This is a genomic window from Pedobacter soli, assembly GCF_900101435.1.
Taxonomy (GTDB): Bacteria; Bacteroidota; Bacteroidia; order Sphingobacteriales; family Sphingobacteriaceae; genus Pedobacter; species Pedobacter soli.
In genome coordinates this window covers 219,978-242,152 of record NZ_FMZH01000009.1, presented here as the reverse complement: position 1 = coordinate 242,152, position 22,175 = coordinate 219,978, and the positions used below count along the sequence as shown (strand labels likewise).

The following is a 22,175-nucleotide window of genomic DNA, read 5'->3' as shown; positions in this document are numbered from 1 at the left end:
CATTTGCAAACTGTAAACTAAAACGACTATCTAAAAACTAAATTTATTTGACTTTCTGTGCCTTAACACCTTCTTTGGTAATTTTTACCGGTAAAATCATACCATCTGCATCAAAATTCATTTCATCGATACAGGTTTCGCGATGGTTGCCATCAGTTTCGGTGAGTGGTCTGCGGTGGTAAACGATGTAATATTTATTCTTTTTCTGATTGATGATTAAAGAATGGTGCCCTGCTCCTCTTGCAATTGTTGCATCTTGCTGCAAAATTTTACCTACCCTTTTAAACGGACCAAATGGCGAATCGCTTACGGCGTAGGCTACGCAATAATCGGGACCAGTCCAGCCGCCCTCGCTCCACATGAAATAATATTTACCATTTCTGATGAACATATATGGACCTTCTACATAATTATCGGGCGTTATTTCTTTAAAGATAGTGCCATCCTCAAAAGGCAGGAAACCCGTAAAATCTTGATTTAATTTGGCAATATTACAGTGTTTCCAGCCACCGTAAATCAGGTAATATTGTCCGTCTTTATCTTTAAACACAAACTGATCAATAGGTTGTGCACCGTTATAAAACTTATCAACCAAAGGCTTGCCTAAGTGATCTTTATAAGGCCCTTCAGGCTTGTCGGCCACGGCTACCCCAATTCCGCCAATTTCTTTATCGCTTTGAATATCGTTGGCACCGAAAAACAAATAGTATTTTTTGTCTTTTTGTACAATTGCCGGAGCCCACATGGCTTTATTGGCCCATTTAACCGCAGCCGTATCTAAAACATGCGGGTGTTTTTTCCAGTTTACCAAATCATCCGAAGAAAAAGCATTGATAAAAACCTGTTCTTTATAACGGGCAGAGTATGTTGGATAAACCCAGTATTTATTGTTAAAAACAGCAGCCTCAGGATCGGCGTACCATCCCGGAAATATTGGATTTCCAGATTGCTTAATCGTTTTAGTATCCTGAGCAAAAGAAACGAGCCCGGATAAAAGTAAAAGAGAAGAGAATAAATATTTCATGGGTACAATTTAGAAAAAAATCTGTTTAACCGCAAAGTACGCGAAGAAATGGCGCGAAGGACGCTGAGCTGGGAGCCTATTTATCCAATTGCTAAAAACAATTAACCACAGAGGGCGTTGAATTTTCACAGAGAAGCACTGAGATATATTGCTCAATACTTTCCTGATTAAAAAATAGAGATTCTGGCATACGCCAGAATGACGTACTCAATAACCGCATAACCTTAATTTCTTGTACGCTCTGTATTTTCTTTGTGTTCCTTGTGGTTTAAAAAAAAGCAGTATTCAGGTTCTGGATACAATTTATAGCTTTAGCGGCCCTTGTGTTACGCTCTGCGTGCTTTGCGGTTAAAAAATAGCATCTTTTTTTACCACCGATGAAATAATGGTGTTAATTTTCAAAAAAAATCCCTGTTTAGCCAGGCCAAACAGGGATTACAGGAGCACGTAGTAAGTTTATTTACTTAGTTCTGCGAAATATTTATGGAACAAAGGAAGGGTTTCGATTCCTTTGTAATAGTTATAGATATCGTATTTCTCGTTTGGTGAGTGCAATGCATCGCTATCTAAACCGAAGCCAAAAAGTACCGATTTAATACCCAATACATCTTCAAATAAAGCAACAATTGGAATGCTCCCTCCGCCACGTGTTGGAATAGCCGTTTTACCGAAACTATCTTCAATGGCTTTTTCAGCAGCTTTGTAAGCCACACTATCAGTTGGGGTTACCACAGGCTCGCCGCCGTGGTGAGGGGTAACTTTAACTTTTACATTTTTAGGCGCAATGCTTTCGAAATGTTTGGTAAAAATTTCAGCAATTTCTTCAGAGCTTTGGTTTGGTACCAAACGCATCGAAATTTTAGCATTGGCCTTACTTGGCAATACGGTTTTAGCACCTTCGCCAATGTAACCACTCCAGATTCCGTTCACTTCTAATGTTGGGCGTGTTCCGGTACGCTCCAAGGTAGAATAACCTTTTTCGCCCCAAACTTCCTCAATATCAAGATCCTTTTTATATTCAGCCTCATCATAAGGTGCTGAATTTAAGGCTTTTTTCTCTTCATCTGTTAATTCAACCACTTTATCGTAAAACGCAGGAATGGTAATGTGATTGTTTTCGTCGTGTAAAGAAGCAATCATTTTACACAGGATAGTTGCCGGATTAGCCACTGCACCACCATAAACACCTGAGTGTAAATCGCGGTTTGGTCCTACCACTTCAACTTCCATATACGCCAAGCCGCGTAAACCAGTTTCGATTGATGGGTGCTCCATACTAATCATCGAAGTATCAGAAATTAACACTACATCGGCTTTTAAGCGTGCTGCATTTTCCTTTACAAAAATACCAAGGTTTGCAGAACCAACCTCTTCTTCGCCTTCAATCATAAACTTAACGTTGCAAGCCAGGGTGTTGGTTTCCATCATCAATTCGAAAGCTTTTACATGCATGTAAAACTGGCCTTTATCATCGCAGGCACCACGGGCATAAATTTTACCATCACGCACCGTTGGCTCGAAAGGTGGCGTATGCCATAACTCTAACGGATCGGCCGGCTGTACATCGTAGTGGCCATATATTAAAACAGTTGGTAATGCAGCGTCAATAATTTTTTCGCCATAAACAATAGGATATCCTGCTGTTGGACAGATTTCTACGTTATCGGCTCCTGCATCCTTCAATTTCTGTGCTACATAATCGGCAGTTTTTAAAACATCACCTTTGTATTTAGGATCGGCACTAACCGATGGAAAACGCAATAACTCAAACAATTCATCTAAAAAACGTTGTTTGTGCGTTTCTACGTATTTTTTAATTTCTTGCATAACAAAATTAGTTTGGGCAAATATAGGTTTTACCAAATAAATGACACCAAATACGGGCTAAATTATCGTTAGCTCAGGGTAAAACTAGTCAAATACGTAAGCATGTACTTTTTACTACTTTAAACACGTCTGCCGGCGAATACAAAAAATTAGTTTATTGTTTGTAAAAAAGAAATCAGAGGGTATTATTTATATTTACTTTTTTGTACATTGCGCAAACAGATATCCTTAAACCTGCTTAGAAAGAATTTTTGAAGATGAAGCAAAGTGCATTAGTATTTTTATCGCTGCTGCTACTGCTTTGTCTTTGCACCACCTCTTTTGCCCAAACTCCGCCACCAAACCAAAACCCAACCCGCGTTAGCTGCCCCGAAGCCGCTCAATATTATTCGAAAGATAGTATCAATATTGTAACTTTTGGTGCCAGTACAGTTGAAGGCGTAAACGGGCAAGGCTTTCAAACCATGCTGAAAAACAACTTCTTAAACTGCTATACCAATAAAATTGTAGATATAACCAACCATGGTATTGGCGGCCAAACTACTTTTCAGGGCCTGCTTAGAATTGACAATGCCATAAGTAACCGTACTGGCTTTATTGTGATAGACATGGGGATTAACGATGCTGTATCTATTGCGCGAGGTAAAGGAAGTGTTGCCGAAACGATTGCCAATATGCGGAGCTTTATTACCACCAGCATGAAACAAAAGTTAGTGCCTATTTTATGCACTTTACAAAATGTTGATGACCGCACGGATAAATTTAATGTTACTGTTAATACCAACATCAGAAGTATAAATGCCGGATACAGACGCCTGGCAGCCGAATATAAAATTTACCTGGCCGATGTTAACGCAGCCATGAGAAGAGACTTCTCCTTATATCAGGATGCTTTCCACCCCAATGCACGAGGCTACCGGTTAGTAAGCTATGTAATTTTTGATACCATTAACAAAGCTATTTTCGATAAATTTTTAAAGTTTACTGTTACCCAGAACTACCCCAACCCAGCTTCAATGCAAACCTTTATTGATCTGGTGCTACCTGAATCGGATAAAATTAACATCCAGATTTACGATTTAATGGGCCGCCTGGTTAAAACAGTGGTAAACGAATACCTGAATACCGGTAAACATACTTTGGAAATCAATACGTCTACTTTTGTGCCTGGCATTTATTTCTTTAAAATCTCTTCCGATTCGGGCCAGTACAACTCGGCCAAAAAGTTTATTGTGGCACGGTAACAAAACAATTAATCAATAGTCACATAGCTGATTAATTTGTTTCATATCTTTAACAATGCCAACAGAAACTTTTACCAATGAGGTGATCGATATCAGTTCACTTCCGAAATACGAAGAAATAGCACTCCAGCACCCTCACTCCGATTATTGGAAAATTATTTGCATTAACTTATCCATTTTCTTAGGCCTTATCGGAATCGGCGCAGCTATGCTGTTGTTTTTTATCAACGAAGTCGGAACCCACGCCTTTTTAATAACCGCCATTTATCTGGCACTTGCTGCTATATTGTTCCTGTTATTTCGGGCCAGCTTTAAGAAAAGAGGTTATTCCATCCGTACACATGATGTGATTTATAAAAGCGGTATTATAGCCGAATCAACCACGATTGTACCTTTAAACAGAATCCAGCATATCGAGCTTAACGAGGGGATCTTATCCAGAGTTTTTCATCTGGGATCGTTACAAATCTTTACTGCAGGCGGCCAAACCGGGCATATCCACATTTCGGGTATCCCGATTGAAACTGCAAAAAACATTAGAGACCTTCTGTTAAAAAAACTGGATTTAACTGAAAATCAAACCATTGATCAGGCAGCATCATGAACAAGGATTTTAGTAAACCCCAGCGACAATCGGCGGCAGGTATTATTGTAATGGCCACGCACACCTTTTTAAAGATTGTAAAAGCTAGTTTTTTCATTTTTGTTTTGGCTTTTATAAAAATGCCGCTCCATCAAATATTTTATGTTTTGGCAGGCGTAGCTTTGCTTTTAGTAATCAGTTTCTTTTTTGCCTACCTGTGGTATTTAAAATTCACCTTCTTTTTAGATAAAGAAAAACAGGAATTTGTGGTCAACAAGGGGATATTTAACCGCGATCAGGTTATTATACAACTCGATAAAATCCAGCAGGTTAACATCAACCAATCTATCTTACAAAAAATTATAGGCGTTTATGGTCTAAAAATAGATACTGCAGGCGCACACGGCGAAGAAGTAAGTATCCGAGCGATTGACGAAACTTCAGCCTATAACCTTAAATCACATTTACTCCATAAAAAAGTTGCCGTTGAAAACCAACCAGAAGCCGAAACAGCAACTCAAATTACTGAAGAAACCCCGTTCTTAAAAATAAGCTCGTGGACTTTATTTAAGGTTGGGCTCACTTCAAATTATGGACAAAGCCTGGCACTGCTTGCCGCATTCTTTTATACTGTAATTTACGAAGGCAGGCAGTTATTAGACAGCCTTAAAATTGATAAAAATGCAATAGAAAGCACCGTTACCGGCATGTTAACCATTGTAACTGCATTTATTTTAATTGGTGTATTGCTAATGGTATTGCTGGTAATTAATATGGTACGAACCTTTTACAAGTATTTTGAGCTGCAAATCAGCCAGCATAAAGATACCCTGCTCCTCTCGTCAGGTTTAATAGCCAAGAAAAATACACTGGTTAACCCAGCTAAGGTGCAAATTACCAAATACAGCCAAAACTATTTCCAGAAGAAGCTAAACATGCTGAATGTAAGTTTAAAACAGGCGCACTTTGGCGAGAGTAAGAAAGGGCACGAAATGCAGGGCAATACGATGGAAATTCCGGGTTGTAACCCTGCCGAACGAGATGAATTACTGCGAATGATACTGGACAAGCTCCCTAAATCAAACAAAACCTTTATCCCCGACTGGCGTTTTTTAAACCTGCCTATCTTTTTCAAGTTGGTTTTGCCTGTGGCTATTTTTATAATTGTAGCCATAAATGTTCCAGAGGTTAAACCTTTTATAAGTGCGGCAGCTATTTATTTAATTACAGGCATTGTAATGATTTACATTAGCTACAAAAAGCACCGCATTTCGGTTAGCGAAGAATTTATTGTGAAAAAGAGTGGCATTTGGGATATTTCGCATGAAATTATAACACCTGCTAAAATTCAGGTCATTACTACTTTTCAATATCCATGGCATAAAGGTGTAGATGTTGGCCATTTGTGCCTGCATACTGCTGCAGGGCAGATTCGATTTAAATACGGCAACTATACCGAAATTAAACAGCTGGTAAACTATTGGTTGTACCAGGTAGAGCACCGGAATGAGAACTGGATGTAATAAATAACAGTTACCTGGGTTTAATACCAGGCAACTGTTATTGGTCTTAATTATTGTAAGCTGCAGCAAACTCAGCGGCAAAATCCTGAAGGCTTGTACTGCCCAAAACCGGCCTGTTTTTGTAATAATCTACAAAAAGCCTGTTGCTTCTGATAGCATCGCCCATTTCTACATAGTTTTTGGCAATTTCTTCAGGTAAACCAGCGCCGGTCATGCCGTTAAAAGCGTCTTCATCGCTAAATGTTACCCATGGCAATTCGGGTTTACCAACCGCTGTTCCTAAAGCTTTAGCTACATCGGCTGGCGTGCTTTGATCGTCATTAGCTACATACAATACACTTTTCCCGCTCAATTCACTTTCCAATGTTTCGGCTGCAACTTTAGCAATATGACGTGGGTGTACAAGCACCAGTTTTGCATCGGCACCAAAGTTGGAACCTAAGATATTCGCATGCTTAACCATATCGATATTGGCCAGGAAATTAATGAAGAAATAACCTGCGCGTAAATGTTTAATGGCTACGCCATCCAGTTGGGCAAAAGTATTTTCTACCTGGTGTAATCCGGCAATAGGTCCGGTTCCATCTGGCAAATCGGCGCCAACGCTACTTAAATTTACCACTTTCTTAACACCCGATTGCTGAATGGCTGCAGCGTAGTTTTTACCGGTTTCGCTGATGTAAGCTTTGAACTGAGGTGCAGAAAAATCGGGCGGCACCATGGTATAAATGGCATCGGCACCAGTAAAAGCAGCGGTTAAAAATGTGGTATCGGCCACGCTTCCAATCAGCGGAATAGCGCCCAATGCTTTAATGGCTTCGGCCCGGTTGGGATTGCTGCTGATAATTTTTACTTCGTGGCCTTTAGCGACTAAAATTTCGGCAAGTGGTTTGGTAATATTTCCTAACGATCCTGTTAATGTGATTTTCATGATATTTTGTTTTTAAATTATGGATACAAAGCTATATTTGTACTTACTTTTATACAAGTACTTACCCCAAAGTATGTAACCATGACAGCGATTAAAGAGAGTTCGACCAGAAATTTTAACAAGGGCGTTGCATTAACCAGTTGCCCGGTAACCTTTGTAATGGAAAAAATTGGCGGTTACTGGAAGCCTATCATTATATATCATTTAATGAGCGGGCCAAAACGCTACAGTGAACTGAAACGGGCAATCCCACAGATTACCGAAAAAATGCTCATTCAGCATTTAAAGCAGCTACAGGCCGATGATATTGTAAATCGCGTTGCCCAAGCAGTTGTTCCTCCGGTGGTTACTTATAGCTTAACCAAACCTGGAGAAGATCTTTTTACCGTACTCGACTCTATGGTAGATTGGGCCGTGAAAAATGGTTCCGTTTAGATCAGGAAATACGATAAAATAGCTTATAAATTAGCACCAAAAGGCAACGATTTGCAGGCATCGGGGTTATAAATTCCGTTAATAGTAGCATAAGCTTAGTTTACCTAAACCTTGGCGAAGCGGATACCGGCCAGGTGGGCAATGCCTGCAGGCGTATGAGTGAAGCAAAGGACTATGGTTGCTATGAAAAACAAAGCTGGCTTTTCTTAAAGATCAGCAAACCTTTACTAGGACACAAAACCATGGTATATTGCTTGTTGCTGTGATATACAGGTTTTACTTTTCAAAAAAAATAAGGCGCTATTTCTCCACAATCTCATTAAAAAGCCAGGGATTTCTTATTTTTGAACCTCAAAAAAATAGGAGCCGAATTGGATTATTTAGAAGGATTAAACCCGCAGCAAAGAGCAGCAGTAGAGAATACAAAAGGACCGGTAATGATTGTTGCAGGTGCTGGATCTGGTAAAACCCGCGTAATTACCTTCCGCGTGGCCCACCTTATCCAAACCGGTACCGATCCGTTTAACATATTGGTACTTACCTTTACCAACAAAGCGAGTAAAGATATGCGCGAGCGTATCAGTAAAGTGGTTGGCGCCGAAGCAAAAAACATCTGGATGGGAACCTTCCACTCTGTTTTTGCGAAAATTTTACGCGTAGAGGCCGAAAAAATAGGCTATCCGAGCAATTTTACCATTTACGATACCGACGATACCAAGAGTGTAATCCGTGCCATCTTAAAAGAGATGCAGCTGGATGATAAATTATATGCCCCGAATTTTGTTTATGGCCGCATTTCTTCGGCAAAAAACAACCTGATTTCGTGGGGAGAATACCAGGCCAACGATCAGATCCAGGCCGAGGATATCCAGAATAAACGTCCCCTGTTAGGCCAGATTTACGAAACTTATGCTAAACGTTGTTTCAGGGCTGGCGCAATGGATTTTGACGATTTACTGTTCAAAACCAATATCCTGCTGAAAGAACACCCGGATGTACTGAATAAATACCAGCAAAAATTCAGATACCTGATGGTGGATGAGTACCAGGATACCAACTTTTCGCAATACACTATCGTAAAAAAACTGGCTGCTGCTTACCAGAATATCTGCGTAGTGGGCGATGATGCACAGAGTATCTATGCATTCCGTGGTGCCAATATCCAGAATATCTTAAATTTCGAACGCGATTATCCGGATTTAAAAGTATATAAGTTAGAGCAGAATTACCGCTCTACCCAAAATATTGTTGATGCGGCGAGCAGTATTATTGCCAACAATAAAAACCAGCTCGAAAAGAACGTATTTTCGGATAACGAACCCGGCGAACGTGTTAAAGTTTCGCGTGCCTTTACTGATAATGAAGAAGGTAAACTGGTAGCCGAAGCCATTATTCAGGAACGGACAAGCAAAGGGCTTCATCATAGCGATTTTGCCATTTTGTACCGTACCAATGCCCAAAGCAGGGCCATGGAGGAAGGCTTACGTAAGTTAAACATCCCTTATAAAATATTTGGTGGTCAGTCTTTCTACCAGCGCAAAGAGATTAAAGATTTAATTGCTTACTTCCGCTTAACTTTTAATCCGAAGGATGAAGAAGCGATAAAAAGGGTAATTAACTACCCTAAACGTGGTATTGGCGATACCTCGGTAGATAAAATTATTGTAGCAGCCGACCAGCATGGTAAAACCATGTGGGAGGTGATTGCCAATGCACACATGTATGTAGATGGTCGTTTGGCTAACCAGCTTAACGATTTTGCTACCATGGTGCAGAGTTTTCAGGCCGAGGCCAAAAAGCTTGATGCCTACGATGCGGCATTATTTATTGCCCAGCATGCGGGTATTTTAAAAGAATTGTATACTGATGATAGTGTGGAGGGCCGTAGCCGTTACGAAAATATCCAGGAGTTATTAAACGGGATTAAGGAATTTGCCGAACGTGAAGATATTGAGGAAAAAGGCCTCGAGATTTTTATGCAGGATGTTGCCCTTTTAACCAATGACGATAAAGACGGCGATAAAAACAAGGATAGTGTTTCGCTCATGACCATCCACTCATCAAAAGGATTGGAGTTTAAAAATGTATTTATAGTAGGTTTGGAAGAGAATCTTTTCCCTTCGCAAATGTCGCTCACCAACCGTACCGATTTAGAAGAGGAACGCCGTTTGTTTTACGTGGCTATTACCCGTGCTGAGGTAAAACTAACCTTAACTTACGCTACTTCTCGTTACCGCTGGGGAACCCTAACCAACTGCGAACCAAGTCGTTTCATTAACGAAATTAACCCTAAGTTTTTAGAATTGGATGTTAAACCATCCAGATCGAATTCAATTGAAGGTAGCTTTGACGATGAACGCAAAACCTGGACCTCGCAGCCACGCGATTTCTTTAGCAAGCCTAAACCAGCCGGTGCCGGGAATACAACGACTTCTACCCCACCTGTACGCCCTAAAACCACATCGCTTTTAGCTAAGGCGCATGTACCAACTGCGGGTTTTACACCATCACAGCCGCACGAATTTCAGAACGGCATGGAAGTAGAACACGAAAAATTCGGTTTTGGAAAGATCATCAGTTTAGAAGGATCGCTGCCAGATGTTAAGGCAACAGTATTTTTTCAGGGATTGGGCAATAAACAATTGTTGCTCAAGTTTGCTAAATTAATGATTGTAAAGTAATTAAAAATCAACTACCAGTTATTCAAACATAAGTTTGTCACGTTGAGCCTGTCGAAACGCTAGTTAACTATTTAACTGGTCCTTCGACAGGCTCAGGATGACAATCTAATTTACGGTTACCAGAAAATTAGCCTTCAAACAAATCGTATTTCTCTAATACCCCGACCTATCTTCCAAAAACTCACCATTTTTAAGCTGCACCAACTGGCCGTTAGCTAAAGATTTAGCCGTTAAATTCCATTCATCTTTAACTTCGGTAACCTCTACCAAACTACCAAAGGGGAAATCATCTCCTTTATTGTCGACAGTAATTTTAACTTTTTCGCCCACTTTTGGTTCTTTAAAAAACAACTGATTGCCAACAATACTTAAACCATTAATTTTTTCCAGATCAGCGATCAGGTATTTCCGGTAAGGCGATTGCGGGTTTTGCGATACCAGTACAAAAGACTTTGTCTCCATTTCGTACTGAACCTGCATTTTGTAGAAAAACTTACCTCTGATTTTATCGCCCAGATAAATTTTATCACCCTGTGCCGTACGATAGCCTGTATAAAAAGATGTTATATCCATAAATTGATTCTACGACCAAATATGGCTTATTTTTTTAAATTTGTTGCCCCGAAAGCCCAAAATTATCCTTAATATTGGGGTCGGTTTTTCCGAATACAAACCATGCAACTTACCAAGTTAGAAATCAAGGGCTTCAAGAGCTTTGGCGATAAAGTAACCATCAACTTTAATGAAGGGGTTACGGCTATTGTGGGGCCTAATGGTTGTGGAAAATCTAATGTAATTGATGCCATGCGCTGGGTTTTGGGCGAACAAAGCACCAAAGCACTCCGTTCTGAAAAGATGGAAAACATCATTTTCAATGGTACCAAAAACCGTAAACAGGCACAGCTTGCCGAAGTTTCGCTCAGTTTCGATAATACGAAAAACATCTTACCTACCGCTTATTCGCAGGTTACCGTAACCCGAAAATTGTACCGGAATGGCGATAGCGAATACCGCTTAAACGATGTGCAGTGCCGGTTAAAAGATATTACCGACCTTTTTCTCGATACCGGGATTGGCTCTGATAGTTACTCGATTATTGAGCTGAAAATGGTCGATGAAATTATTACCAATAAAGAGCATAGCCGCAGGTCCTTGTTCGAAGAGGCATCGGGTATTTCGAAATACAAACTCCGCAAAAGGCAAACTTTCGGTAAGTTAAAAGATACCGAAGCCGATTTAGAGCGTGTAGAAGATTTACTTTTCGAAATTGAAAAAAACCTGAAAACACTCGAAAATCAGGCGCGTAAAGCTGAACGCTATTATAAGCTGAAAGAACAATACCGCGAGCTGAGCATACAGCTGGCTGCGCACCGTATTGCCTTCTTCCGTACCGATTTAGGTGCGCTCGAAACCCAGGAACAGCAGCAAATGCTTAACCGAACCGAGTTGAGCACCAAAATAGATACCGGAGAAGCCGATTTACAAAAACTTAAGGTAGGCAGCATCAGTCAGGAGAAAAACCTTTCCGTACAACAAAAGGCCACCAACGAGTTTGTTTCCAAAATACGTGCTTATGAGAGTGAAAAGAAAGTAAAGAACGAACAAATGCGTTTTTTACAGGAGAAAGAAACCCGTTTATCGGGTGAGCTGGAAAAGGATAAAAACCAGGTTAACCACATTAAATACAACATTAAGCGCCTTAATGAGGAAATTTTAACCGAAACAGAGGTTTTTAACCGCCTTGAATCGGATTTAAAAGTGCTAAAATCGACCTTGGATACCCTCCGCGAGCAACAGCAAACTGAGAAAAACCGGATCGATAACCTCTTAAAATCGCTGAATGAGCTGCAAAGCACAGTCTATCAGTCGCAAAAGGAAATTGATATTTTTAATATCCAGAAAGATGCGCTGGTGCAGGAAACCAACCGCAATGTTGATGATACCGAAACCAAAACCTTAGAATTAAAAGCCTTTGACCATGCTTTGGCCGAGCTTGATATTCAGGTAAGGGAAAAGCAGGCCAACATTAAAAACCTTACCGAAGCAGAAGAGGTATTGAAAACCCAATTGGCTACTTCAGAAGCTAACCTGAGTTCGAACAAGGAAAAACTAACGGCAGAAAACCGGAAAAAAGACGCTAAACAAAACGAATACAACCTCACTAAATCGCTGGTTGACAGTCTGGAAGGATTTCCTGAATCTATCCGTTTCTTAAAAAAGAATACTTCTTTCGCCAAAACAGCCTTGCTCCTGTCGGATATTTTATTCTGTAACGAAGATTACCGCATCGCGATAGAAAATTATCTGGAGCCGGTAATGAACCATTATGTGGTTGAGAAATATGCAGATGCCGTTGAGGCGATTAACCTCCTTACTAATGCCAGCCGTGGCCGAGCCAATTTCTTCATTTTAGAAAACATACCCGATAAAACCCCTAACCTGGCCGAACATGAGGGCTTGGTATCGGCTTTATTGGTAACCGAAGTAGATAAAAAGTACCAGCATCTTTGCACTTTGCTGTTGCAAAACGTGTATATCGCCGTTAACGAACAAGAAAGTCGTTTTAAAGCAACTCCGGGCGATGGCTTAACCGTTTTGGCCAAAAACGGAAAATATGCGCAGACTAAATTCACTCTCGCAGGTGGATCTGTGGGTTTATTTGAAGGAAAAAGGATTGGCCGGGCCAAGAATTTAGAAAATCTGGCGAAAGAAATCAAAGCTTCAGAATCGCTGATTAATAAATATAACGAAGCCATTAAAATGGAAACCGATCAGATTTTCAATTTAAAAGAAGCTTCAAAAATTAACCAGATTAGTGCTTTGCAACAGGAAATGAACCGTTTAAACAACGAGCACATTTCTGTTCAAACACGCCGCGACCAGTACCAGGAGTTTATTACTACCAGCGAAAACCGCAAAATAGATATCGCGCAAAAAATTGTATCGATAGAAAAATCGCTTTCAGAAAAGTTGCCCGCATTGGTTGAGTTGCAGAAAAAACAGCAGCAAGACCACATTAACCTGCAGGAACAACAACTGAATTACCAGGAAATTGCCGATTTGGTAAACGATAACGCAGGCAAATACAATCAGGATAACCTCCGTTTTCACCAGCAACAAAACAAGTTATCGGGTTTAGAAAAAGACCTCGATTACCGCTTTGTGCAGGAAGAAGCGCTAAACAAGCGCATTGCGCAAAACGATAAAGAATTACAGGAAGCGCTTACCCAAATTACAGCCACCCTGCAACACACCGACCTGAACGACGATACCCTTTTAGAAATGTATCAGCAACGTGAGGAAATGGAAAAAGGGCTTGCAGAGGCAGAAAAAGAGTATTTCGAAATTAAGGGCAGTATTAATCAGGTAGAAACCGATTTAACCAACATCCGCAAAAACCGCGAAGAAACCGATTTCCTTTTAACCGAAATTAAGGATAAAAAGAACGCTTTAAAAATTGATCTGAATGCCTTAAAAGAGCGTTTGGCTGTAGAGTTCAACATAGATATTAATGATCTTTTAGAGACAGAGACCGAAATTGAAGCACTGGAAAGTGAATTTGAAATCCGCCAGAAGGTAGAAAAAATGAAACGCCAGCTGGATGAATTTGGCGCCATCAACTCGATGGCCATGGAGGCCTTTAAGGAAATGGAAGAGCGTTATGTCTTTATCCAAAACCAGAAAAAAGACCTTAATGCAGCCAAAACCGATCTTTTACAAACCATCAAAGAGATAGACGATACTGCAAAAGACAAATTTATGCAGGCCTTTACCCAGGCGCGCGAACATTTTATCGTGGTTTTCCGCTCTTTATTTAACGATGAGGACAGCTGCGACCTGATTTTATCCGACATCCACAATCCGTTGGAAGCTGATATTGATATCGTTGCCCGTCCGAAAGGCAAAAGACCACTATCTATCAACCAGTTATCGGGGGGTGAAAAAACCTTAACCGCAACGGCCTTGCTGTTTTCGCTTTACCTTTTAAAGCCTGCTCCATTCTGTATTTTTGATGAGGTTGATGCACCGCTTGACGATACCAACATCGACAAATTCAACAATATTATCCGTAAATTCTCCGATCAGTCGCAATTTATCATTGTATCGCATAATAAACGTACCATTGCCAGTACCGATATTATTTATGGTGTAACCATGGTAGAGCAAGGCGTTTCGCGCGTAGTTGCTGTGGATTTAAGGGAAGTAGCGGCGTAAAAGCTTAAAGGTAAAAGCAAAAAGACCAAAGCTAAGGTCCGTGGTTTTCGTCATTGCGAGAAGGCTTTTTCAGCCGGCGAAGCAATCTTTTATTTACAGTTTCAATTGGGAAATAAAAAATATAACTAATTTTTAATCCACTTTTTATTTCGATCGTCCTGCTGAGGTGTAATTTATTTTATAAAAATCAATATAAGTAACAGCCTCTTCCGGGGTCGTCATTTCGAGCGGAGTGCAACGTAGCCGAGAAATCTGTCTAAATAGATTTCTCCATTCCGCCACCGGTGAAGAACCGGCCGGCTCCAGTCGAAATGACGATTTTTCTATAGGGTCTGTCAATGGTAGTTTATTTTACAAGTAGAAATAGTGTTTCAATTGCCTTGGAGCTACTTCGTGTTTAGGATCTTTCCTGCGGTAAAGACCCTGAAATGAATTCAGGGTGACGCCTCTATATATTGCAATAATTAATATCTTTAGAAAATTAAGTAAATAATCCGTCATTTCGAGCGAAGTGCAACGCAGCCGAGAAATCTAGTTAACAGATTTCTCCCTGCAAACAATGGACAAGCATTTCGCGATGCTACATCCAATAGCTACGAGATCGAGACGACTTTAACTCATTAATCATAAAACATGAAAATCCTCTATATCATTCCCTTAGCCATGATGCTAAGCTGCTGTTCATCAGTAAAGAACCAAAGTACAACTGGAAACGAAAAGCTTGATACCCAATTGTTAAAAGATGTAGAAGTACTGTCTTCTGATGCTTATCAGGGCCGGAAAACAGGTACCAAAGGTGCAGAAATGGCGCGTGCTTATATTATCGCACGTTTTCAGAAATTGGGTTTAAAATCCTATCCGCAACATGTAAACTATGCCCAGGAATTTACCTTTAACAGTAGAAACAGCACCAAAGTAAATGGCACCAACATTATTGGCTATATTCCAGGGAAAAGTAATAATGTAATCGTTGTTTCGGCCCATTACGACCATTTGGGCGTTGTTAAAGATGAGGTTTTTAACGGTGCTGACGATAACGCATCGGGTACAGCCGGATTGTTAAAAATTGCAGCCCATTACGCCAAAAACAAACCCAATAATACCATTATTTTCGCCGCATTCGATGCCGAAGAAATGGGCCTACAGGGCGCGAAGGCCTTTGTAGCCAATCCTCCGGTGCCTGTTAATACCATTGCCATTAACCTGAATATGGATATGATTAGCCATAGCGATAAAGGCGAATTGTACGTGTGTGGTACTTTTAAGTATCCGGATTTAAAACAGTACATCGATACCACCCGAACCAATATTAAAGTAATTTTAGGGCACGATGACCCTAAGCAAGGGCACGACGATTGGACCAACCAGAGCGATCAGGGTGCTTTTAATGCCAAAAACATCCCCTTCCTGTATTTTGGTGTAGAAGATCATAAAGATTACCACCAAGCAACAGACGAGTATAGCACCATTACCCCAGCGTTTTTTAGTAAAGCAGCCGGGGTAGTTTTGGATGTGGTAAAACGTATTGATGCCCAATCTGGCTTGCAGCAATTACTTAAAGACAAAATGATTATGATGGATAACCCTCAAAAATCACAGAAATTTTAATGCAGTAATTCACTCCCCCTCCAAAAAAGATTAAAACCTGCCCTAACCAGCAGGTTTTTTTATGCTCCAATATTTTCAAATAAAAATAATCAATTGATTATCAAATATTTAAAACAAATACTATAAAAATAGTTTGAAAACTAGTTTTATAGTATTAACTTCATTTGAGCAAACTACAAAAATAGTTACCATGATAAAAGAACTCACAAAAGCAGAAGAACAAATTATGCTCATCCTTTGGGAAATGGGCGAAGCCCTGGTAAAAGATGTAATTGAAAAGATGAACGAACCGAAGCCTGCTTATAATACGGTTTCAACCGTCATCAGGGTTTTAGAAACCAAAGGTTTTGTAGATCATAAAGCCATTGGTAATACCTATATCTACTTCCCTATTGTAAAAGAAACTGATTATAAACGCTTTGCTTTAAATAAAGTAATGAACAATTACTTCGAAAACTCATACGAAAGTCTGGTTTCATTCCTGGTAAATGAAAAAAGTATGGGTACCAAAGAACTCGATGAAATTATTCAATTGGCCGAAAAACTTAAAAACAACAAGTGATGAACTGGTTATATTACTTACTCGAAGCCAATCTGTATCTCGTAATATTTTACGGTTTTTACAGATTGTTCCTGCACCATGATACCTTTTATGGTTTAAACAGGTACTACCTCATCTTCAGTTCAGTTCTGGCCTTTATGCTCCCGTTTTTTCAGTTGGGATTTTTGAAAAAAGAGATCGTCATCAATTATGCTACATTTTCCGTAATTCCGGAAAAACCTTCACTTTTTACAGTTGAAAATGGTGTGTTGCTCTTGTACGCAATCATCTCACTGGTTTTAATCTTAAAAATTTGCCTGGGATTACGCAACCTTCAAAGCATCATCCGTAAAGCCAAAAGGACTAAAGAAAACGGTATTACCTTAATTGAGATCGAAAACTCCAAAATGGCCTTTTCATTTTTCAATCTCCTGTTTATCGATCCCAATCTTGATCAGAAAACAACCATTTTAAAACATGAAATGGTGCATATCAGGCAAAAACATAGCGTAGATATCCTGCTATTCGAGCTGATTCAGATTTCCAGCTGGTTTAATCCAATAACCTATTTCATTAAAAACGATATCAAGCTCATTCACGAATACCTGGCAGATGAAGTAACAACCAATAAAGATATCGCCAAATACGAGTATGCCATGTTCCTGATCCAAAATTCGTATGGTAATCAGAAAGTTAGCTTAACCAATCATTTTTTTAACTCGTCATTATTAAAAAATAGAATAAGTATGTTAAATCAAACCAAATCGGCAAAATGGGCCAGGCTCAAATTGTTGTTCGTTATCCCGCTAACCGGATTGATGCTCTGTTTATCTACTACAGCATTTACAAAAGATTACGGTACCATCCAGCTGGGACAAAAAAAGGAAAGCTTAAGTATTGCTTTACAGGATACTACCCGTAAAAAAGTAAAACAGATTAAGCTGGTGCCACCTCCTCCACCGTTACCACCAAATGCCGCCAAAGCAAAAAAAACACCACCAAAAGTAGAAGTTGTTCGTTTTCCGCCACCTGTAGTAAAAAAAGATGGCAAAAGGCTGCCTCCGCCTGTAGTGATTAAAGATGAAAAAGTGGCACCTCCACCCCCACCTATTGAGCCTAGACCAATAAAAAAGAGAAAATCATTACCACCGCCGCCACCTCCCGCTGAGCCAAGACCAGCCAAAAGCGGAAATGACAGCGAAACCATTACCGGTATTTCTGTAATCAATGATAATAATAGTACCCAATCCATTACAAGCACCTCACCAGCGGAGCAAAAGGAATTAAAATCGGTAACTGTTATCGGCTACCCAGGTACAGGCAATAAAAATACAATACCTGTTAAAAAGGTAAAAGGAACCAGGATCGAAGAAGTTACCGTTGTGGGTTACCCAAGCAAAAAACAATAACTACTGAGCCACGTAAACCACATATTTGGTTTCAAAGAAATCTTCCTCAAAATAGGCTGAAAGCGGATACAGTTCTGCTTTCAGTTTAGATTCCTTAATCTCTTCGGCTAAATCGCCACCTTTTAAATACAAAATACCGTTTGGAATGGCATTAAGCGATTCTTTCTTAAACTTACCTTGTATCCAGGGATAAAACTCACCCAGGCGCGTAACCGCTCTAGAAACTACGAAATTGAATTTCTCTTTAACCTGCTCAGCCCTTAAATGGTCGGCACGCAGGTTTTCTAAACCCAATGCAGCAGCAACTTCTTTAACCACCTTAATTTTTTTACCGATAGAATCGACCAGGTAAAATTGCGTTTCAGGAAATAAAATGGCTAGCGGAATACCCGGAAAGCCACCCCCAGTACCAACATCCAGCACCGACTCGCCCGCTTTAAACGTACAGATTTTAGCTATGCCTAACGAGTGCAACACATGGCGTTCATACAGTTCTTCAATATCTTTTCTCGAAATTACATTGATCTGCGCATTCCAGAAACTATATAATTCAAACAGTTGCGAAAACTGTGCGAGTTGTTTTTCAGTTAGATTCGGAAAATATTTTAAGATGATATCTGGCTTTACATCAGGCATATTGCAATAACTAAAGGATTATGAACTATTTCCATTTTACATTTTTCTTCCCAAACATGGATAAAAATCCATTCAGGATTAAAAACAGAAACAAAAGTATATCTAAAATCGGGAACCACCAACGTAAATCGCCATAGTTTAACCGTTTAAGCAATTTTGGATAGATAAAACACCTGATGATGATGCTCAACACAAAGATTCCCAAGGCTACATACTGCGCTTCGCGACTTAAAAACATACAGCCGGCAAAAAAAGCATAAAACAAAAACTGGAATACAATCTGAACGGTTAAAATAAACTTGTGTTTCGGTTTATATAACTTTCCAGCACCAAAATGACGTTTCTTTTGACGCAGGTAGCCTGCCCAGGTTTTATTAGGCTCGCTCCATACATGGCTATCGGGATGCAAACGCACCTCCGTATTATAAGCGGTGGCATGCGCATTTACAAACAAATCATCATCACCCGAAGGGATATGCATGTGCGCAGCAAAACCTTTATGCTTAAAGAAAAGCGATTTTTTGTAGGCCATATTTCGGCCAACGCCCATATAAGGCATACCTTTTAAGGCAAAAGAAAGGTAGTTAACTGCAGTAAAAAAGGTTTCGAAACGGATCAATGCATTTAACAAGCTTCTCTTTTTCATGTAAGGCGAATAACCCAATATAATTTCCGTCTGCTCATCGGCAGGTTGCTGCATATCCATCAACCAGTTGCCAGATGCAGGCATACAATCCGCATCGGTAAATACCAGCCAGTCATGTTTAGCCGCTTTAATTCCCATGGTAACGGCGAACTTTTTACCGGCAATAAATTTATCGTTATCTAAAATTTTAACTACTTTAAGGTTGCGATGCTTCTTTTCAAAAGCCTCTAAGAACTCTTCTGTACCATCCCATGAGCGATCGTTAACCACAACCACCTCAAATTCAGGGTAATCCTGCTCCAGCAAAACAGGCAGATATTGCTCCAGGTTTGCAATTTCGTTCCGGGCGCAAACAATTACACTAATGGGTTTTCTGGCCGATACAGGTACTTCTTCTATACTTACACTGGCCAACTTCAAATGAACAAACAGTACGTAATAAAGCTGAACTAAAAGGCAGAAGCCCAATATGGAGAGCAGAATAATTTCAAGCGGGGTTAATATCACGATGGTAAAATAAATAGGCGCAAATTTCTCATTTTTAATCTGTAAAACACTTTTATGTGGATAAAAATTTAAACAAAAATATGACCCCATTTTTTGCTATTTTTGGCAGATTTTTGAAGAGGAAAATATATGAAATTTAGTTTACAGGCTAACGATCCACTATCTAAAGCCAGGGCCGGAACAGTAACCACTGCCCATGGCGAAATACAAACCCCGATTTTTATGCCTGTGGGCACAGCCGGAACGGTAAAAGCCGTACACCAGCGCGAGCTTAAAGATGATATTGACGCAAAAATCATTCTCGGAAACACTTACCACCTTTATTTAAGACCAGGACTTGATATCCTGGAGAAAGCAGGTGGCTTACATAAATTTATTGGCTGGGACCGCCCGATTTTAACCGATAGCGGTGGTTATCAGGTTTATTCATTGAGTCAGGTGCGTAAAATTAAGGAAGAAGGTGTTACTTTCCGTTCGCATATCGATGGTTCGAAACACCTTTTTACACCAGAATACGCCATGGATATTCAGCGCACCATTGGTGCCGATATCATTATGGCCTTTGACGAGTGTACACCATACCCTTGCGATTACACCTATGCTGCCAATTCTATTAAAATGACGCACCGCTGGTTAGAGCGCTGCTGTACCCATTTCGATAATACCCAACCTAAATACGGCTTCGATCAAACACTCTTCCCTATTGTCCAGGGCTCTGTATATAAAGATTTAAGAATTAAATCGGCAGAGTTTATTGCCAGCATGAACCGTGAGGGCAACGCTATCGGCGGTTTATCGGTGGGTGAACCTGCTGAAGAAATGTATGCCATGACAGAAGTGGTATGCAATATATTACCAGCTGATAAACCACGTTATTTAATGGGTGTTGGGACTCCAATTAATATATTAGAGAATATAGCGCTGGGTATTGACATGTTTGATTGCGTAATGCCAACCAGAAACGCAAGAAATGGCATGCTTTTTACCAGAAATGGAATTATTAACATCAGAAATAAGAAATGGGAGAATGATTTCTCTCCATTAGATGCAGAAAGCGACCTGCATGCAGATCAGGTAACCACGAAAGCTTATTTAAGGCACCTGGTACACAGCAACGAAATGCTGGGCGCACAAATTGCAACCCTGCATAACCTGCACTTCTATTTATGGCTGGTAAAACAGGCCAGAGAGAAGATTATTGCGGGCGAATTTTACGAGTGGAAGAACAAAATGGTTAAAGTATTAGGCAATAAGCTATAAAATGAACATCATCAAAGGCAACATTAAAATTATAGATCGGTACATTATCGGTAAATACCTGGGTACATTTATATATACACTGGCTATTTTCGTGATCATAATTGTAGTGTTCGACCTTTCTGAAAAGATGGACGATTTCATGAAGAGCGGCCTTAGTTTCTGGGGCATCCTGTCTAAATACTACGCCGGATCCATTCCTTTTTACGTGAATATGCTCTCGCCGCTGATCAATTTTATTGCTGTAATTTTCTTTACCGCTAAAATGGCCGATCAAACGGAAATCGTACCGATATTAAGCGGTGGGGTAAGCTTTAACCGCTTTTTATTCCCCTATCTGGTATCGGCGAGCATCATTTTTTCTGCAAACCTATTATCGAACCTTTATATTTTACCCTACACCAATACGTTAAAAAACCGTTTCGAAAACACCTACGTAAAGCGTAACGACCCTTCAACAAAATCCAACATCCACATGAAACTGGATGATAAAACCTATATCTACATTGATAATTTCGACAACAAAACCAATTCAGGTTACCGCTTCTCGCTGGATAACTTTAGTGGTGATGTACTGACGAAAAAGATTGTTGCCGAAAACATTAAATGGGATTCGCTTAAGCGCAAATGGCAGTTAACCAATTATTCCATCCGCAAAATTGAGGGTCTAAAAGAGACGATGATTTACGGTAACGGCAAGCTTAAAGATACGATATTAGATATGCGCCCGGATGATTTTTCGGCCTATGATAACGTGGTGCAAAACCTAACTACGAAAGAGCTGTCGGATAAGATCAGGAAAGAAAAAATCCGCGGAACGGGCGTTATGAACGACCTCCAGTTTGAGCGTTACAAACGTTACCTTCACCCGCTTTCGGCCTTTGTACTTACCCTTATTGGTGTGGCATTGTCGTCGCGTAAAGTACGCGGAGGAGTTGGGGTATCATTAGGTATCGGTATCTTCATTAGCTTCGCTTATATCGTATTTAATCAGTTTACACAAATGTTCTCTACCAAGGGCGGATTACCCCCATTTGCGGCTGTAATTACACCTACCATATTCTTTGGCCTGCTGGGTTTTTACCTGCTTAGAAAGGCGCCAAAATAA

At 40.1% G+C, this 22,175-nt stretch carries 17 protein-coding genes; 11 read left to right on the top strand and 6 right to left on the bottom strand.

Annotated features, from left to right (window positions below; genetic code table 11):
• Positions 1-43: 43 nt before the first annotated feature.
• A complete protein-coding gene (locus tag BLR37_RS19060) occupies positions 44-1,024 on the bottom strand; it encodes a glycoside hydrolase family 43 protein (protein ID WP_090771351.1) in 981 nt (326 codons plus the stop codon).
• A gap of 456 nt (positions 1,025-1,480) precedes the next feature.
• Entirely contained in the window at positions 1,481-2,851 is a 1,371-nt protein-coding gene (locus BLR37_RS19055; RefSeq protein WP_039480023.1) for a dipeptidase, read from the bottom strand.
• A 257-nt stretch (positions 2,852-3,108) separates the two neighbouring features.
• On the opposite strand from BLR37_RS19055, the gene BLR37_RS19050 reads away from it, so the two are divergent.
• The 3 genes from BLR37_RS19050 (at position 3,109) to BLR37_RS19040 (ending at position 6,201) form a co-directional block, all read left to right on the top strand.
• On the top strand, positions 3,109-4,095 hold the full coding sequence (locus BLR37_RS19050) for an SGNH/GDSL hydrolase family protein (RefSeq protein ID WP_090771348.1): 987 nt from the start codon (positions 3,109-3,111) through the stop codon (positions 4,093-4,095).
• A gap of 55 nt (positions 4,096-4,150) precedes the next feature.
• Complete coding sequence (locus tag BLR37_RS19045) at positions 4,151-4,699, top strand: PH domain-containing protein (protein ID WP_090771346.1); 549 nt, start codon at positions 4,151-4,153, stop codon at positions 4,697-4,699.
• 119 nt (positions 4,700-4,818) lie between these two features.
• Entirely contained in the window at positions 4,819-6,201 is a 1,383-nt protein-coding gene (locus tag BLR37_RS19040; RefSeq protein WP_208599692.1) for a PH domain-containing protein, read from the top strand.
• Between the two features lie 46 nt (positions 6,202-6,247).
• Here BLR37_RS19040 and BLR37_RS19035 read toward each other — a convergent pair whose 3' ends face one another.
• The gene (locus BLR37_RS19035; protein WP_090771342.1) at positions 6,248-7,132 is read right to left on the bottom strand and encodes an NmrA family NAD(P)-binding protein; all 885 of its coding nucleotides are present in this window, start codon (positions 7,130-7,132) and stop codon (positions 6,248-6,250) included.
• Positions 7,133-7,213: 81 nt separating this feature from the next.
• Here BLR37_RS19035 and BLR37_RS19030 point away from each other — a divergent pair, with 81 nt between their 5' ends.
• Positions 7,214-7,567: a winged helix-turn-helix transcriptional regulator gene (locus BLR37_RS19030; protein ID WP_090771340.1), complete on the top strand. Its 354-nt coding sequence runs from the start codon at positions 7,214-7,216 to the stop codon at positions 7,565-7,567.
• A 371-nt stretch (positions 7,568-7,938) separates the two neighbouring features.
• Complete coding sequence (locus BLR37_RS19025) at positions 7,939-10,248, top strand: ATP-dependent helicase (protein WP_090771397.1); 2,310 nt, start codon at positions 7,939-7,941, stop codon at positions 10,246-10,248.
• A gap of 153 nt (positions 10,249-10,401) precedes the next feature.
• Here BLR37_RS19025 and BLR37_RS19020 read toward each other — a convergent pair whose 3' ends face one another.
• Entirely contained in the window at positions 10,402-10,821 is a 420-nt protein-coding gene (locus tag BLR37_RS19020; protein WP_090771338.1) for a hypothetical protein, read from the bottom strand.
• 102 nt (positions 10,822-10,923) lie between these two features.
• Between BLR37_RS19020 and smc the strand changes: the two genes are divergently transcribed.
• The 4 genes from smc to BLR37_RS19000 all read left to right on the top strand — a co-directional run bounded on the left by smc (position 10,924) and on the right by BLR37_RS19000 (position 18,021).
• Positions 10,924-14,463, top strand: coding sequence for a chromosome segregation protein SMC (gene smc / locus BLR37_RS19015; protein WP_090771336.1), 3,540 nt, complete (start codon positions 10,924-10,926; stop codon positions 14,461-14,463).
• A 633-nt stretch (positions 14,464-15,096) separates the two neighbouring features.
• The gene (locus BLR37_RS19010) at positions 15,097-16,071 is read left to right on the top strand and encodes a M28 family peptidase (RefSeq protein WP_090771334.1); all 975 of its coding nucleotides are present in this window, start codon (positions 15,097-15,099) and stop codon (positions 16,069-16,071) included.
• Positions 16,072-16,261: 190 nt separating this feature from the next.
• Positions 16,262-16,633 carry a BlaI/MecI/CopY family transcriptional regulator gene (locus BLR37_RS19005; protein WP_090771332.1) on the top strand — a complete coding sequence of 124 codons (372 nt, stop codon included), beginning with the start codon at positions 16,262-16,264 and terminating at the stop codon, positions 16,631-16,633.
• Positions 16,633-18,021 (top strand): M56 family metallopeptidase, encoded by a 1,389-nt coding sequence (locus BLR37_RS19000; protein ID WP_090771330.1) that lies wholly within the window; start codon positions 16,633-16,635, stop codon positions 18,019-18,021. Before BLR37_RS19005 ends, BLR37_RS19000 begins: the two co-directional genes overlap by 1 nt.
• Here BLR37_RS19000 and rsmG read toward each other — a convergent pair whose 3' ends face one another.
• Complete coding sequence (gene rsmG, locus BLR37_RS18995; protein ID WP_090771328.1) at positions 18,022-18,657, bottom strand: 16S rRNA (guanine(527)-N(7))-methyltransferase RsmG; 636 nt, start codon at positions 18,655-18,657, stop codon at positions 18,022-18,024.
• Positions 18,658-18,682: 25 nt separating this feature from the next.
• Positions 18,683-19,900 (bottom strand): glycosyltransferase, encoded by a 1,218-nt coding sequence (locus BLR37_RS18990; protein WP_167356648.1) that lies wholly within the window; start codon positions 19,898-19,900, stop codon positions 18,683-18,685.
• Between the two features lie 39 nt (positions 19,901-19,939).
• Here BLR37_RS18990 and tgt point away from each other — a divergent pair, with 39 nt between their 5' ends.
• Both tgt and BLR37_RS18980 read left to right on the top strand, forming a co-directional pair.
• Positions 19,940-21,070, top strand: coding sequence for a tRNA guanosine(34) transglycosylase Tgt (gene tgt, locus BLR37_RS18985; RefSeq protein ID WP_090771326.1), 1,131 nt, complete (start codon positions 19,940-19,942; stop codon positions 21,068-21,070).
• 1 nt (position 21,071) lies between these two features.
• Positions 21,072-22,175 carry an LptF/LptG family permease gene (locus BLR37_RS18980; protein WP_082018677.1) on the top strand — a complete coding sequence of 368 codons (1,104 nt, stop codon included), beginning with the start codon at positions 21,072-21,074 and terminating at the stop codon, positions 22,173-22,175.